This is a genomic window from Pontibacter sp. GD7 (genome assembly GCF_058216375.1).
Genome location: NZ_JBYZMP010000007.1, coordinates 131,659 through 147,820 on the forward strand (window position 1 = coordinate 131,659; position 16,162 = coordinate 147,820).

Here is a 16,162-nt window from a genome sequence, read left to right on the forward strand (position 1 = left end):
CCTACAACTAATACAGATGAATTGGTTTACTAAAACGTTTTCCAGTACAATCGGACGCAAGATCATCATGTCGATCACGGGTCTTTTCCTGTGCTCTTTCCTGGTGGTGCACCTGATTGGTAACCTGCAGCTTTTCAAAAACGACGGGGGTGCAGCCTTCAACGTTTACTCTCACTTTATGGGCACCAACCCTGTTATCCGCACCATGGAAATTGTCCTATTGCTGGGCTTCCTTTTCCATATTTACGATGCAATTGTGCTTACCCGTAAAAACAAGGCGGCAAGGCCGGTAAACTACGCCAACAACCACCCTGAGGAGAACAGCCCCTGGTCTTCCCGTAACATGGGTCTACTGGGCACGGTTATACTTGTGTTCCTGATCATCCACCTTTGGAACTTCTTTGTTCCGGCACGTTTTGGCGGCCTGGAGGGTGTTGTGGTAGAAGATGTAGAGTATGACAACCTTTACCTGCGTGTGGTAGAGTCGTTCCAGATCTGGTGGTATGTGCTTATCTACGTGCTGGCAATGGTGGCACTTGCTTATCACCTTATCCATGGTTTCCAGTCTGCTTTCCAGTCGCTGGGCCTTACACACAAGAAGTATACGCCATTTATCCAGAAGTTCGGATATGCGTTCTCGGTGATCGTTTGCCTTGGCTTCGCCATTATCCCGATCTACTTCTTCTTTTTCTTTGAGTTATAATTAGACTGAATATAGTTTACTATGATATTAGATTCTAAAATCCCGGAAGGCCCTTTAGCCGAAAAGTGGGAGAAGCATAAATTCGATGTGAAGCTGGTGAACCCGGCTAACAAGCGTAAATATGATATCATTGTGGTGGGTACAGGCCTTGCCGGTGCCTCTGCAGCTGCTACTTTCGGTGAGCTTGGCTACAACGTTAAGGCGTTCTGCTTCCAGGATTCTCCGCGCCGTGCGCACTCGATTGCCGCGCAGGGTGGTATTAACGCAGCAAAAAATTACCAGAACGACGGTGACTCCATTTTCCGCTTGTTCTACGATACGATCAAAGGCGGTGACTACCGTGCACGCGAGGCCAACGTTTACCGTCTGGCGCAGGTGTCTGTAAACATCATCGACCAGTGCGTGGCGCAGGGTGTTCCTTTCGCGCGTGAGTATGGCGGCTTGCTTGCCAACCGTTCGTTCGGTGGTGCGCAGGTGTCGCGTACATTCTATGCCCGTGGCCAAACAGGACAGCAGCTGTTATTGGGTGCATACTCTGCCCTTAACCGCCAGATCGCTTACGGTAAGGTAAAAATGTACCCTCGCACCGAAATGCTGGATGTGGTACTAGTGGACGGTAAGGCACGCGGTATCGTGGTGCGTAACCTGATCACAGGCCAGATCGAGTCGCATAGTGCACACGCGGTGGTATTGGCTACTGGTGGTTACGGAAACGTATTCTACCTGTCAACCAACGCGATGGGCTCTAACGCAACCGCTGCCTGGAGAGCACACAAAAAAGGCGCTTTGTTCGCTAACCCTTGCTTCACGCAGATTCACCCAACCTGTATCCCGGTATCAGGCGGTTACCAGTCTAAGCTTACACTGATGTCTGAGTCGCTTCGTAACGATGGACGTGTGTGGGTACCTAAAACAGTAGAGATAGCAGAGAGACTTAGAAAAGGTGAGATCTCTGTTAACGATATTAAAGAAGAAGACCGTGATTACTACCTGGAGCGTAAATATCCTGCTTTCGGTAACCTTGTTCCTCGTGACGTGGCATCGCGTAACGCGAAGCTTGTTTGCGACGAAGGACGCGGTGTAGGTTCTTCTGGCCTGGCAGTATACCTTGACTTTGCAGATGCTATCAGACGTGATGGCCAGCCGGCTATCGCAGCAAAGTATGGCAACCTGTTTGAAATGTATGCCAAGATCACAGACGAGAACCCATACGAAAGACCAATGCGTATTTACCCGGCTGTTCACTATACCATGGGTGGCCTTTGGGTAGATTACAACCTGATGACTACAGTTCCAGGCCTGTACGCAACCGGCGAGTGTAACTTCTCTGACCACGGTGCAAACCGCCTTGGTGCATCTGCCCTGATGCAGGGTCTGGCTGACGGTTACTTCGTTATACCTTACACTATCGGTGATTACCTGGCTAAAACGCCTTACGATAAAATCAGCACGGACCACCCTGCCTTTAAAGAGGCCGAGGCTTCGGTTGTTGAGAAAAACAACAGACTGTTAAGCATTAACGGTAGCCGCACTGTAGACGATTTTCATAAGGCGCTTGGCCAGATCATGTGGGATTACTGCGGTATGGCCCGTAACGCCGAAGGCCTGACGTTTGCGAAACAGGAGATCCGTAAGCTACGCGATGAGTTCTGGCAGGATGTGAAGGTAACTGGCGTAAACGAGGAGCTTAACCAGACACTGGAGAAAGCTTACCGTGTTGCCGACTTCCTGGAGCTTGGCGAACTGATGGTGGATGACGCGCTGCACAGAAACGAATCATGCGGTGGCCACTTCCGTGAGGAGTACCAGACACCAGAGAACGAAGCCCTGCGCGACGATGAGAACTTTGCTTATGTGGCAGCCTGGGAGTTTACAGGTGTTGGCAACGAGCCGGTGCTGCATAAGGAAGAACTGAAGTTCGAAAACGTGAAGCTAACGCAGCGTAGCTATAAGTAATTGATAATGAATAATTATGAATGATTAATGACTTATTAACTCATTCGTAATTCATAATTCGTAATTCATAATTAAAATAAAATGGCTGGAAGTAATCCAAATGCTAAACCGATGGACCTTACACTGAAGGTTTGGCGCCAAAAAGATAGAAACGCAGCAGGTTCAATGGTAACGTATCCGGTAAAGGGAATCTCTCCGGACATGTCGTTCCTGGAAATGCTGGATGTATTGAACGAAGACCTGCTTCGTAACGGCGAGGAGCCAATTGCCTTTGACCATGACTGCCGCGAAGGTATCTGCGGTATGTGCAGCTTGTTCATCAATGGCCGTGCACACGGCCCGGAGAGCGGCACCACCACATGCCAGCTGCACATGCGTCACTTCAAAGACGGCGACACCATCACCATCGAGCCATGGAGAGCAGCTGCTTTCCCGGTTCACAAAGACCTTGTAGTTGACCGTTCTGCTTTTGACCGCATTCAGCAGGCAGGTGGCTATATCTCTGTAAACACAGGTGGTGTGCCAGACGCAAACGCAATTCCAATTCCGAAGTCTATTGCTGATAAGGCTTTTGATGCGGCTACATGTATTGGTTGCGGCGCCTGCGTTGCAGCTTGTAAAAACGCTTCGGCTATGTTATTCGTTTCTGCCAAAGTATCTCAGTTTGCCCTGTTGCCACAAGGCCAGACAGAGCGCAAAACACGCGTTGAGAATATGGTAGCGCAGATGGACATCGAAGGCTTCGGTGCTTGCACTAACATTGGATCATGTGCTGCAGAGTGCCCGGTAGGCATCTCACTGGAGAACATTGCTATGCTTAGAAGAGAGTATATCTCTGCAACGGCGACCTCTGAGAACCTTGCATAAGCGATAATAACCAGATATGGAAAGGCGAGGCGGCTCAGGCTCCTCGCCTTTTTCTTTACCCATATATCCAGTATACTTGCAGAAAGTATAACCTTAACGGCTCGTGTGTGTTGAGGAAGTATAAATATTTATAAGAACTGATGATAACATTGATTTCCGGCACCAACAGGCCTGCCTCCAACTCAAGGGCAGTTGTAAACATGTACGCCGGCTTGCTTGAAGCCAAGGGCATACCTTACCAGGTACTTGACCTGGCCGACCTCCCTGCTGATTTTACCAGCTCTGCCTTATACGATAATGTTGGAAAGAACGAAGCGTTTAACAAGCTCAGTAGTATGATAGCCAGCGCAGACAAGTTTGTATTTGTGGTGCCAGAGTATAATTCTTCGTTCCCGGGAGTGCTCAAAGCCTTTATCGACGGTCTCTCCTACCCCAATACTTTCAGGGACAAAAAGGGAGCTTTAATCGGTATCTCTTCTGGTATGCAGGGCAGCGGGCTATCCCTGAGTCATCTCACGGACATCTTAAATTACCTGGGCATGCACATAATGGCCATGAAACCAAAGTTTGCCCACATCGAAAATAATTTTGACGGCACCAGTTTAACCAATAAACTATACCAGGAATTATTGGAGCAGCACGTGGAGCAGTTTATCAAGTTTTAAAGTATACTTTATACTTGATCTTCAGCTTTAGAAAGCCTCTAAAAGCAGAAAGGGACCCATAAATGAGTCCCTTTCTGCTTTTTATACTTTATGTATATACTTAGTCAACATTGTCGTGCAGGAAACGGTTGTCGCCAAGTATCTCGTTGTCATCGTTCAGGTTAAAGCGGGAGATGTTGCGCTCAGATGAGTGCGACACTTTCTCCAGCGACACATTGCGGCGCAGGTAAGCAGGGACATCCAGCTTCTCTTTGATGGCTTCAGTCGTGATCTCAGAGCTTAGTCTGCGCAGGCGCTCACGGCGCTCTTCCGCACGGCGCTGCATCAGCTCACGCTCCTCAGCAATTCTATCAGCTTCTCTGGTAGCACGGTCTTCATCCCTAGACACAGATCCGAAGAACTCGTTCTGTGAATTTGCATCCAAAGTATAAATAGTGCGCTGTACCTGAGGCTGCTCTACCGGCTTGCGGGCTGGCTGCTGCTGCTCAAAAGTATACTGCTGCGGTGCAGGCTCAGGAGCCGGTGCCGGCGCAGGGGTTTGTGCCTGTGGCGTAGCTATTGGAGCAACTACCGGCTTGGCAACAAATGCAGCTACTTCAGCAGATTCTGCTTTTGCAGGCTCTGCTACTTCAATTTTTTTTTGGCTTTCTAAGTCAAAAACTGTCTTTTTCGGCTCCATGATGTTATCGGTGTTGCTGGCAAAACCAGTAGCGATAACAGTTACACGGATGCTCTGACCAAGAGAAGAGTCGATACCATGGCCGAAGATAACCTCAGCTTCCTGTCCGGCTTTGTCCTGGATATATTCAGTGATCTCAGTCAGTTCGTCCATTTCCAGTTCAGCCTGCTCGCCAGACATGATAGAAAGAAGGATTTTCTGAGCACCATGGATATCAGTGTTGTTTAGCAACGGAGAAGAAAGCGCTTCTTCGGCGGCACGCAGTGCACGGCCTTCGCCCTCTGTGGTAGCAGAACCCATCACTGCAGCACCAGAGTCTTTCATAACCGTCTTAACGTCTTCAAAGTCCACGTTTACCTCAGCCGTAACCGTAATGATCTCAGCGATAGATTTGGCAGCCGTTGTCAACACGTTGTCCGCCTTGGCAAAAGCCTCACGGATAGTCAGGTTGCCGAACATCTCACGCAGCTTGTCATTCAGGATCACAAGTATGGTGTCGCAGTTCTCGCTTAGTTCTTTTACACCGTTTTCAGCGGCAAGCTTTTTCTTTTTACCCTCAAAGGCAAAAGGGGCTGTAACGATACCAACTGTAAGTATACCAAGCTCTTTGGCAACTTTAGCGATAACCGGCGCAGCACCTGTACCGGTACCACCGCCCATACCCGCCGTGATAAACACCATTTTAGTGTCGGAGCTTAGCATCTCACGGATCTCCTCTTTGCTTTCAAGAGCGGCGTGTTTGCCTTTCTCGGGGTTTGCACCCGCACCAAGACCCTCTGTCAGGTTCTGGCCAATAGCTAGTTTGTTAGGAACGCTGCTGCTCTTAAGGGCTTGTGCATCGGTATTACATATAATAAACTCAACATCTTTGATGCCTTGGTTATACATGTGGTTTACAGCGTTGCTTCCACCGCCCCCGACGCCAATCACCTTAATGATGGACTTACTGCTGGATGGTAAGTCAAAAGTGTACATTGAAGTCATGCTAAAATCTCCTGCTCTAAATTATGGGTTAATAACTTTGTTTGTTGTTGTCTATGTCATCCGACAAGAAGCCTTTGATCATCTGGAACAGGCCGCCATTGCTTTCTTTTTCTTTGGCTGGCTTCTGCTGTACCGGCTTCTTATACTCTGTTTGTTCCTGTGTTTCGGTGTACCCGGCCGCCATCTGGTCAATAGACTGATAGCCGGCAAGCACTAAACCAACACTTGTTGCATACATCGGGCTCTTCACGGCATCAATCTTTGATTTCCCCAGATGCTCGTTAGGGTAGCCAATGCGTGTGTCCATGCCTGTAATGTATTCTACAAGCTGTACCAGGTTCTGCAACTGCGAGCCACCGCCCGTGATCACGATTCCGGCAGCCAGGCTGTTGCCATACCCGGAACGCATGATCTCCGCGTAAATAAGCTCCACGATCTCTTCCATTCTGGCCTCAATAATGTAAGCCAGGTTCTTAATGGATATCTCCTTCGGAGTCCTGTCGCGCAGGCCAGGTATCGAAACGATCTCATTCTCAGACGCTTCGTCGGCAATTGCTTTACCAAACTTCACTTTCAGCTGCTCTGCCTGGTTTTGCATCACCATGCATCCCTGCTTAATATCGGAAGTTATGATGTTTCCTCCAAACGGAAGCACAGCCGTATGGCGGATAATGTTGTCTTTAAAGATGGCAAGGTCGGTGGTTCCACCGCCGATATCCACTAAAACCACACCGGCTTCTTTCTCCTCATCACTCAGCACCGACATGCAAGATGCCAATGGCTCAAGTATAAGATGCTCAACTGCGAGGCCGGCACGGGTCACACATTTGTTGATGTTGTTAATGGCATTTGACTGCGCTGTGATGATGTGGAAGTTACCCTCCAGACGCACACCAGACATACCAACCGGGTCTGTGATGCCTTCCTCGTAATCCACTTTATACTCCTGTGGCATTACATGGATGATCTCACTGCCGGGAGGCGTAACCAGGCGATACATGTCGTTGGTAAGGCGGTTCACATCGTCTATTGTGATCTCGTGGTCAGTTACCTGGCGCGTGATGCTGCCATTGTGCTGTAAACTCTTGATATGCTGACCGGCAATCCCCACATTCACGACGCCAATGTTAATGCCTGACTGTTCCTCGGCCTGCCGGATCGCTTTTTTGATAGCCTCAACGGTTTTGTCGATGTTGCTGACCATGCCACGTACCACACCCTCCGACACAGCCTTGCCCATGCCCAGTATCTCCAGCTTCCCAAATTCATTCTTCCGACCAACAAGTGCGCAAACTTTGGTTGTGCCAATGTCCAAGCCTACTACTATTTTGTCGTTCTGCATATCTGTATATTTATTCGCAAATAATCTGATCTTCGTACTCTACATTCACTCTTTTATACTTGTCCCACCCTACTACTGGCAGCACCTCTTTATAAAAGATCATTAGTTTCTTAAACTTCACCACTGCGTCGGTTGGCTTTCCAAACTCTATGGTATGGTCTCCAACCTGTGGCAGCAAAGAAACCTTGCCTTTGCCATCTATGTGCATCTGGGCAATCTGCGCCTTCCAGAATTTATCATTCTCGATAAACTGCAGTAAAGAAATATAAGCCTGTCCGGTGGAGTCTTGGAAAAACTCCCTGTCCAGGGACCGTGTTAAAGCCGATCTGGTAATGGGGATTACACGAGCTGTGTATCTGTCTGAAAGCGGAAGGATGTTGCCCTCCTCATCTATGTAGACATCCTGGTCTGGTCGTATAATTCTCGCAATAGGCCTATTCTGTTTTACATTAACATGCACATTTCCATCCAAGCCCCGGAACACCTCCGCATCTTTCACAAACTTGTTTGCCTCAATGCGCTTTTCCAGGTTTTTCAGGTCGATATCGTGGTTCGGAAGCCCCTCTAATCTTCGTTCTCCTTCGCGGGTCAGCAACCCTCTTACTTCCTTATCCCCAATAAAGTAATTGTTGTACTCATTATCAACATTTATTGTCACTTTTTTACAGATTTTTTCATTCTGCTTAGAATTGGCGAAACCTGCAAGTGCCCCGATGGTGACGATGCTACAACCTGCAAAAATTAAAGATTTTATTTTACTATTCAAGCCCATGACGTTCTTTTTCTAAAAAATTTCTGATAGGCTTTACCAGCGTGTCGATGTCACCGGCCCCAACAGTGGCCAGAACGTCATAATCGCTGTTTTTAAGCAGATTTTCAATTATATTTTCTTTCGGCAATATTTGTTTTTTCTCACAGCTCACCTTCTCCAGAATCATCTCTGAGCTTACGCCTGGTATCGGTTTTTCGCGGGCCGGATAGATATCCAGCAACACCAACTCATCGGCCGCGCTCAGGCTCTCCGCAAACTCGTCTGCAAAGTCGCGGGTGCGGCTATACAGGTGCGGCTGAAATAGTACTTTTATGCGCTTGTTTGGGTAAAGTGCACGCAACGACGACATAAAGGCCTCTATCTCTCTTGGATGGTGCGCGTAGTCATCAATGTATACTTTTCCGTTGCCTTCAAACACAAACTCAAAGCGCCTTTTAACGCCGGCAAAACTCTCAACGCCTGCCTTTATACTTTCCCCGTCCAGGCCGTTAACCTGTGCGGTTAAGATGGCAGCCAGCGTGTTCTCAACATTATGGAAACCCGGCAGGCCTAAGCGCAACCCGGCTATATTGCCAAAAGGGCTTGTCACATCAAATTCGAACCAACGCCCGTTGATGTTCAGGTTCTGCACATGCGCTTCGCCTTCGTTCAGGCCATACTTTACTACCCTCACTTCTTCATGTGCCAGGTCTGTCAAGCCTGGATCGGTAGCCTGATGTATAAAGAGGTAGCCTCCCGGCTTTACCTGCCCTATGAATTTCTGGAACGTACGGGTCAGTTCATCTTTATCGCCGTAAATATCCAGGTGATCCGCATCGGCAGAGGTTACGATCGCAACCCTTGGGTAAAGCGTCAGGAAGGAACGGTCATACTCATCGGCCTCAACTACAACTGTCTCCACTTTTGCATCGCCTTTGCTTATCAACAGGTTAGAGTTCAGGTTAGTGGAGATACCCCCCAAAAAGGCAGAGCAATCAACTCCTGCATGATGCAACAGGTGCGCAACAATCGAGGATGTGGTGGTTTTACCGTGTGTGCCAGCCACTGCAATAGTATGGGCATCTGAGGTGATTATCCCCAGTACCTCCGATCGCTTTTTTATAGCATAGCCATTTTCCTTCAGGTATGCCCACTCACTGTGCTCGGCAGGTATGGCAGGTGTTAATACTACCAGCGTCTGCTCTTTATTTTCAAGTATCTCCTGAGGCAGCAGCATTACATCGTCTTCATAGTGCACCCGGATTCCCTCCTGCTCCAATGCCTCGGTTAGTGGCGTACGGGTTTTGTCGTAGCCCCACACCGGGTAGCCTTTTGCATGGAACCAGCGGGCAATGGCACTCATGCCAATACCTCCGATGCCTAAAAAGTAGATATAGTTATACTGCTCCAGTTTCACTTGATCAGTTTTATTAGTTCGTTTACAATGTCGGCAGCCGCATTCGGCTTGCCCATTTTGAGTATGTTGTGGCTCAGGCGCTTCTGCTCCTCTTCATCCTGTGCTAACTCCAGGGCAGCTGGCACCAGCCTGGCGCTTGCCTCCTGGTCCCGCACAAGTATGGCAGCGTGCTGCTGCACAAGTGCCATGGCATTTTTGGTCTGATGGTCTTCGGCCACATTTGGCGAAGGCACTAGTATGGCCGGCTTGCCAACCAGGCAAAGCTCTGATATTGACAAAGCCCCCGCCCTGGAAACCACCACATCTGCAGCGGCATAGGCCAGGTCCATGCGCTTTATGAACTCAAAGGGTTTTATACCTTTTGCACCATACTTTTGCTCCAGTTCCTGTGCCTGCGGATAAAACGCCTTTCCTGTTTGCCAGATCAACTGGTAACCGGCCTGCACAATTTGCTCCAGGCCTGCGGCTATACTTTGGTTAATGGTTCTGGCACCCAGACTGCCTCCAATCACAAGTATGGTTTTCCTGTCAGGGTTCAAGCCAAAGTGCAACAAAGCCTCATTACGCTTCGAGTTGCTGTCCAGGATATCGCTTCGGACAGGGTTGCCAGTCAGCACCAGCTTTTCTGCCGGGAAGAAGGCCTCCATGTTCGGGTAAGCCACACATACTTTACTAACCCGTTTTGCCAGCAATTTATTGGTGATGCCGGCATAAGAATTTTGTTCCTGTATCAGGGCCGGTATGTTTCTGGCTGTTGCCGCATATAAAAGTGGTCCGCTGGCATAGCCGCCCACCCCTACCACGGCATCAGGCTTAAAATCTTTTATGATCTTGTGCGATGCTTTTATACTTGACAGCACCTTTAGCGGAAACGACAGGTTATCCAGTGTTAGCCTGCGCTGTATCCCGCTGATCCAAAGCCCCACGATCTTGTATCCCGCCTCTGGCACCTTCGTCATCTCCATACGGCCCTTAGCACCCACAAACAGGATCTCAGCCTCCGGGTTTACCGCCTTTATTTGGTTGGCAATCGCCACGGCAGGATAGATATGCCCGCCGGTACCGCCACCACTGATGATCACACGATATGGTTTGTGCTGCTTAGCCATTTACAACCGTATTTGAGGGTAACACATTGTTGGCTGCAGCCGCCACTTCACTATGCACTTCCCTGTCGGTGCGGCTTACGCTAAGTATGATCCCAAGCGATATTCCGGTAAAGATCAGGGAGGTACCACCCATACTTAGCAAAGGAAGCGGAAGACCAGTAATCGGGCCTAATCCAACGGCTACACCCATGTTTATCATGCCCTGGATTACAAGGCTAAAACTCAGGCCAGCTGACAGCAGGCCGCCAAAGGCCCCGGTACTGTTTGCCACCGTGACCAGCCCCCGATAGAGCAGTGCCAGGTATAAAAAGAGTACCACAACCCCACCCAACAGGCCATACTCTTCCAGAATAATAGCGAAGATGAAGTCGGAATATGGGTGCGGAAGAATATCGCGCTGGTCGCTGTTGCCCGGGCCCTTGCCCACAACACCGCCCGTAGCAATGGCTATGTAAGACTGCTCCAACTGGAAGGCGGTCTCGTTAGGGTCCAGGAAATCCTCTACACGGCTGATGGCTGTATCCAGACGCTGACCAACTGCCAGCATAAGCCCTCCGAATACAAGCACGATCAGGAAGGTAGAGCCTAAATATTTTATTGGAACGCGGCCGATAAACATCAGTAACATGCAGGTAGCAAACAGCAAAACAGCTGTAGAAGTGTTTGTAAGCGCTATACAACCGCAGATGCCGGCTGTCCAGAGCATCATTGGCACAAGTGTTTTTTTCCAGTCTTTTAGCTCCAACTGTACTTTTGCCAGCATACTAGCCAGGTAGGAGATCAGGGCAAGCTTGGCTAAGTCAGAGGGCTGGAACGTTTGATTAATAACCGGAATTGTGATCCAGCGTGAGGCCTCGTTAATGTTTGAGCCCCAGAAGAATGTGAACAGCAACAGGGGCACTGACAGAATCAGGGCAAACAAAGAGAGCCTGGAATAATAGCGGTAATTGATCTTGTGCGCCAGCCACATAAAGGCTAGCCCTACTAGTATCAGAGAAGAGTGCTTCAGAAGGAAATACTCTGTGTTGCCTTCATGCGATTTATACGCAAGCGTACCAGTGGCAGAATATACCACAGCCACGCTTATCAGCGAGAACATCAGGACGATTCCCCACAATACAGGGTCTCCCTTCAGGTTTTTCTGTAACCACTGTTTTATCATAAACCTTTGGCTAAATCGGTTATGTTTTTATTTCTTTAAAACTATCTTTTCAACGGCCTCTTTAAATCGCTGGCCGCGGTGCTCGTAATTATTGAACAGGTCGAAGCTGGCGCATGCCGGCGACAAAAGGACTACATCTCCAGGCGTGGCCAATGAACGGCTCAGGCGCACGGCGTACTCCATGGAGGTGGTTTCTGCAATAATTGGCACCACTCTGCCAAAAGCCTGTTTTAGTTTCTCATTGTCCTTGCCCAGGCAAACCAGCACTTTTACCTTCTCACGTGCGAGGTCTACCAGCGTGCTGTAGTCGTTGCCTTTATCCACACCGCCTGCTATCCAGACAATGGGCTGTTTTATACCTTCCAGCGCATACCACACAGCCTCCACGTTGGTGGCTTTGGAATCGTTGATGTAGGTTACTTCTTTGGCAACTCCTACCTGCTGCAAACGGTGGTCAGCGTTCTCAAATGTCTCCAGCGCTTTCGAAATTTCATCGTCAGCAACACCCAACAGCTTCGCCACCGTTACAGCCGCCATGGTGTTGTACTGGTTATGCTTGCCGATCAAACCTGATTTTGAGGTGTTAATGCTACCTGTTTGGCCTGTCAACTCCAGTTTTATACTTTGGCCTTCGAAGTATACTTTTGCGCCGCTTTCATGCTTTAAGCTGAAAGGCACTGCGGTTCCCTGGAATCTTGCTGCATTAAACGCCTTTGCAATGTTCTCATCATCAGCATTGAAAACGAAGTAGTCGCTGCCGGTCATGTTCTGGACGATGCGCAGCTTTGAGGCTGCATACTTGTCCATGCTATACTCGTAGCGGTCCAGGTGGTCGGGTGTAATGTTGGTAAGAACCCCGATATGCGCCTTGAAGCCATACATGTTGTCCAACTGGAAACTGCTCAGCTCCACCACGTAGTAATCATGCTTATCGTCGATCACCTTCTCGGCAAGGCTCTCCCCGATATTACCTGCCAACCCTACATTTAAACCCGCACTTTTCAGCAGGTGATAAGTAAGCAGCGTTGTGGTGGTTTTACCATTTGTGCCTGTAATGCAGATAAACTTTGCATCCGTGTACCTTCCGGCAAACTCTATCTCTGAGATGACCGGAATTCCTTTCTCGGTGGCTGCTTGTATAATTGGAGCTTTATTAGGAATGCCAGGACTTTTAATGATTTCATCAGCGTTCAGTATGTTTTCAAAAGTATGTGTACCTTCTTCAAATGGAATAGCAGCTGTTGCCAGTTTTGCCTTATACTGCTCCTTTATCTGCCCCATGTCCGAGACAAACACATCAAGCCCCTTCGCCTGGGCCAGCAACGCTGCCCCTACTCCACTTTCCCCGGCTCCTAGTATAGCTACTTTCATTTTGTCGTTGATCGTTGTTCGTTTTTCGTTGTCCGATGTTTGCTAAAGCCCTTTAAAATACTTTATCAGGCCATTTAACATCTGTTTACAGCTTATTACTTCGGACATTAACGGTTCAAAAGCTGTCTCAATGATATACTTTTGATCCAGAGCTACATACAGTTGCGTTTCGAGTTCATACAAAGAACCACGCGCTATGTAAAAAATCTGAATCGCATCTTTCGCATGCTGTCTTCCACAGCCTTATGCTATATTCGACACTACCGAAACGGCAGCCCTTCTTACTTGTATTGTCAATCCAAATGCTTCCTCTTTTGGAAAACCCTTTGAAACCTCGTAAATATTACCCGTTAGCTTTCTGCACCTCTTCCAAACATCCAAGTTTTTATAGTCCATATAAAACCTTTTTCCGATCAACGAATAACGATTAACGTCATTAACGAAGTTTAAGCGTTGCCAGCGTCAGGATGGCCAGCATGATGCCCACGATCCAGAAGCGGCCGACGATCTTGGATTCGTGATAGCCCAGTTTCTGGTAGTGGTGGTGCAGCGGCGACATCTTAAAGATGCGACGGCCTTCGCCATACTTCTTCTTGGTATACTTAAAGTAACTCACCTGCAGCATTACCGACAGGTTCTCCACCAGGAAGATGCCGCACAGGATCGGGATCAAAAGTTCTTTTCTAACAATCAGTGACAGTACCGCAATGATACCGCCAATAGCAAGGCTGCCCGTATCGCCCATGAACACCTGCGCCGGGTACGTGTTATACCACAAGAAGCCAACGCACGCCCCCACAAAGGCCAGACAGAAAATCGTAAGCTCACCAGAGTTCGGGATAAACATGATATCCAGGTAGTCGGCGAAGATGGTGTTACCGGAAACCCAGGCAAAGATCGCCAGCGTTACGCCAATAATGGCCGAAGTACCAGCCGCCAGGCCGTCAATGCCGTCGGTGATGTTGGCGCCATTGGATACAGCAGTGATCACCAGGATCACAAACGGAATATACAGGTAGCACGACCAGTCCTGGAACAAAGGGCCGGCAAAGGCAAACAGGTTGCAGTAGTCCAGCTCGTTGTTTTTGCGGAACGGGATGGTGGTGATCATGCTGTGCACGTCGGTATAATACCTGGATGCGTTCACAGCGGAGGTACTGCCATCCGAGAAAATGTACTGGCGCACCACCACATCATCGTTGAAGTATAGCGTAAGGCCCACGATCAGACCCAAACCAATCTGACCCAGTATCTTGAAACGGCCAGCCAGACCTTCCTTGTTCTTTCTGAATACCTTGATATAATCATCCAGAAAGCCTATCAAGCCCAACCAAACCGTAGACACCAGCATCAGGATGATGTAGATATTGTCGAGCCTCGCAAAAAGCAGTGTTGGCACTAGTATGGCAAGTATGATGATCAGGCCGCCCATGGTTGGGGTACCTTTCTTCTCCAATTGTCCTTCAAGCCCAAGGTCGCGGATGCTTTCGCCCACCTGCTTGCGCTGCAGCACTTTTATCAGTCTTCCGCCAAAGATCATCGCTATCAGCAGCGACACAAGGGTAGCCATACCTGCCCTGAAGGAGATGTACTGGAATACACCTGCTCCAATGAAGTCAAACTCGCGGTCGAGGTATGTAAAAAGGTGATATAACATTTAACGTTTACTTCGTTTACCTTTAGCTTTTATAGTTTTTATTTACCTAGCTGCTGAAACATCTCGCGCAACACCTGCTTATCGTCAAAGTCAGTTTTCACGCCTTTGATCTCCTGGTAGGTTTCGTGTCCTTTGCCGGCCACAAGTATAATGTCGTTCGGCTCGGCCAGCATACAGGCCGTTTTAATGGCCTCTCTCCTGTCCAACACCGACAATGTTTTCTTAAAATCGAGCGGCTTAACGCCCTTCTGCATGTCCTCAAGTATGGCCTGCGGCTCCTCGAACCTTGGGTTATCAGAAGTAAGTATAACTTTATCGCTCAGGCGGCAGGCAATGTCTGCCATCAATGGCCTTTTCGACGCATCACGGTTACCGCCACAGCCTACCACTGTTATCACTTTCTGCAATGGCGTGCGAATCTGCTGTATGGTATTCAGCACATTCTCCAGTGCATCCGGAGTATGGGCATAATCCACGATACCGGTAATATGAGCGTCCGAAACGATGTAGTCGAAACGCCCTGCGGCCGTGTTCAGGCTCGAAAGCACCGTAAGCACTTCCACCGGATCTTCACCAAGCAATACTGCGGCGGCATACACCCCCAGGAAGTTGTAAGCGTTGAAAGCACCAATCAGTTTGCACCAGATCTCATGCCCGTCCACTTCCATGTGCAGGCCTTGTATGGTGTTATCAATGATGCGCGCCTTAAACTCTGTAGCTTTGCGCAATGAGAATTCATGCACTTCGGCCTTTGTGTTCTGCACCATCACAGGTCCACGCTTGTCATCAGTGTTCACCAATGCAAAGGCGCCTTTCGGCAGTATGTCAAAGAAAGATTTTTTTGCCTTGATATACTCGTCGAAAGTATGGTGGTAGTCTAAATGGTCGTGGGTGATGTTTGTGAAGACACCTCCAGCAAACTGTAGCCCTGCCACGCGCTTCTGCACCATGGCATGCGAACTAACCTCCATAAAGCAAAACGCGCATCCGGCTTTCACCATTTGTGCGAGTAACTCGTTCAGCTTCACAGCATCCGGGGTAGTGTGCGTTGATGGGATCACCGTTTCGTCTATCTGGTTTTGCACCGTAGACAGCATGCCCACATGGTAGCCCAGTTCTCTGAAAAGCTTGTGCAGCAGCGTAACTGTGCTTGTTTTGCCGTTTGTACCTGTTACGCCTACCAGTTTCAGTTTTTTAGACGGATAGTCGTAAAAAGCGGCGGCCATTTTACCCAGCGCATCGCCAGAGTCCTCTACCTGCACATAGGTTATACTTTCCTTTGGCTCGGTGGGCAATTCTTCGCATATGATGGCTGCAGCCCCGGCTTCCTCGGCCTTCTGGATAAATGCATGTCCATCGGTCTGCACCCCGCGCACGGCCACAAAGGCTACCCCTTCGCGCACCTGCCGTGAGTCGAACGTGATAGCCTCGATCGCTATATCGGTTGCCCCTTGTATTTGCAGGGGTTTAATGTCTTTTAATATGTTCTGCAGCAATAT

General features: G+C 48.9%; 13 protein-coding genes and 1 pseudogene. 4 read left to right on the top strand and 10 right to left on the bottom strand.

Going from position 1 to position 16,162, the window contains the following annotated elements; all coding sequences use genetic code 11:
* The first annotated feature begins 16 nt into the window (after nt 1-16).
* From AC4BAP_RS12570 to AC4BAP_RS12585, 4 genes are all read left to right on the top strand, one after another.
* A complete protein-coding gene (locus tag AC4BAP_RS12570; RefSeq protein WP_490583010.1) occupies nt 17-703 on the top strand; it encodes a succinate dehydrogenase cytochrome b subunit in 687 nt (228 codons plus the stop codon).
* A 21-nt stretch (nt 704-724) separates the two neighbouring features.
* Nucleotides 725-2,659: a fumarate reductase/succinate dehydrogenase flavoprotein subunit gene (locus AC4BAP_RS12575; RefSeq protein ID WP_490583011.1), complete on the top strand. Its 1,935-nt coding sequence runs from the start codon at nt 725-727 to the stop codon at nt 2,657-2,659.
* 111 nt (nt 2,660-2,770) lie between these two features.
* Nucleotides 2,771-3,526, top strand: coding sequence for a succinate dehydrogenase/fumarate reductase iron-sulfur subunit (locus AC4BAP_RS12580; protein WP_490583104.1), 756 nt, complete (start codon nt 2,771-2,773; stop codon nt 3,524-3,526).
* A gap of 140 nt (nt 3,527-3,666) precedes the next feature.
* Nucleotides 3,667-4,191: an NADPH-dependent FMN reductase gene (locus AC4BAP_RS12585; RefSeq protein WP_490583012.1), complete on the top strand. Its 525-nt coding sequence runs from the start codon at nt 3,667-3,669 to the stop codon at nt 4,189-4,191.
* A 100-nt stretch (nt 4,192-4,291) separates the two neighbouring features.
* Here AC4BAP_RS12585 and ftsZ read toward each other — a convergent pair whose 3' ends face one another.
* From ftsZ to AC4BAP_RS12635, 10 genes and pseudogenes are all read right to left on the bottom strand, one after another.
* Nucleotides 4,292-5,854, bottom strand: a complete 1,563-nt coding sequence (ftsZ, locus tag AC4BAP_RS12590; protein WP_490583013.1) for a cell division protein FtsZ — start codon at nt 5,852-5,854, stop codon at nt 4,292-4,294.
* Between the two features lie 28 nt (nt 5,855-5,882).
* On the bottom strand, nt 5,883-7,196 hold the full coding sequence (gene ftsA, locus AC4BAP_RS12595; RefSeq protein ID WP_490583014.1) for a cell division protein FtsA: 1,314 nt from the start codon (nt 7,194-7,196) through the stop codon (nt 5,883-5,885).
* Nucleotides 7,197-7,206: 10 nt separating this feature from the next.
* Nucleotides 7,207-7,854, bottom strand: coding sequence for a cell division protein FtsQ/DivIB (locus tag AC4BAP_RS12600; RefSeq protein WP_490583015.1), 648 nt, complete (start codon nt 7,852-7,854; stop codon nt 7,207-7,209).
* 100 nt (nt 7,855-7,954) lie between these two features.
* The gene (gene murC / locus AC4BAP_RS12605) at nt 7,955-9,364 is read right to left on the bottom strand and encodes a UDP-N-acetylmuramate--L-alanine ligase (protein WP_490583016.1); all 1,410 of its coding nucleotides are present in this window, start codon (nt 9,362-9,364) and stop codon (nt 7,955-7,957) included.
* A complete protein-coding gene (murG, locus tag AC4BAP_RS12610; protein ID WP_490583017.1) occupies nt 9,361-10,473 on the bottom strand; it encodes an undecaprenyldiphospho-muramoylpentapeptide beta-N-acetylglucosaminyltransferase in 1,113 nt (370 codons plus the stop codon). The genes murC and murG overlap by 4 nt, the downstream gene beginning before the upstream one ends.
* Entirely contained in the window at nt 10,466-11,635 is a 1,170-nt protein-coding gene (locus AC4BAP_RS12615; RefSeq protein ID WP_490583018.1) for an FtsW/RodA/SpoVE family cell cycle protein, read from the bottom strand. The genes murG and AC4BAP_RS12615 overlap by 8 nt, the downstream gene beginning before the upstream one ends.
* 27 nt (nt 11,636-11,662) lie before the next feature.
* Entirely contained in the window at nt 11,663-13,006 is a 1,344-nt protein-coding gene (murD, locus tag AC4BAP_RS12620) for a UDP-N-acetylmuramoyl-L-alanine--D-glutamate ligase (protein WP_490583019.1), read from the bottom strand.
* A gap of 42 nt (nt 13,007-13,048) precedes the next feature.
* A pseudogene (locus AC4BAP_RS12625) lies at nt 13,049-13,402 on the bottom strand (four helix bundle protein).
* A gap of 40 nt (nt 13,403-13,442) precedes the next feature.
* A complete protein-coding gene (gene mraY, locus AC4BAP_RS12630) occupies nt 13,443-14,663 on the bottom strand; it encodes a phospho-N-acetylmuramoyl-pentapeptide-transferase (protein WP_490583020.1) in 1,221 nt (406 codons plus the stop codon).
* A gap of 38 nt (nt 14,664-14,701) precedes the next feature.
* Nucleotides 14,702-16,162 carry a UDP-N-acetylmuramoyl-L-alanyl-D-glutamate--2,6-diaminopimelate ligase gene (locus tag AC4BAP_RS12635; RefSeq protein WP_490583105.1) on the bottom strand — a complete coding sequence of 487 codons (1,461 nt, stop codon included), beginning with the start codon at nt 16,160-16,162 and terminating at the stop codon, nt 14,702-14,704.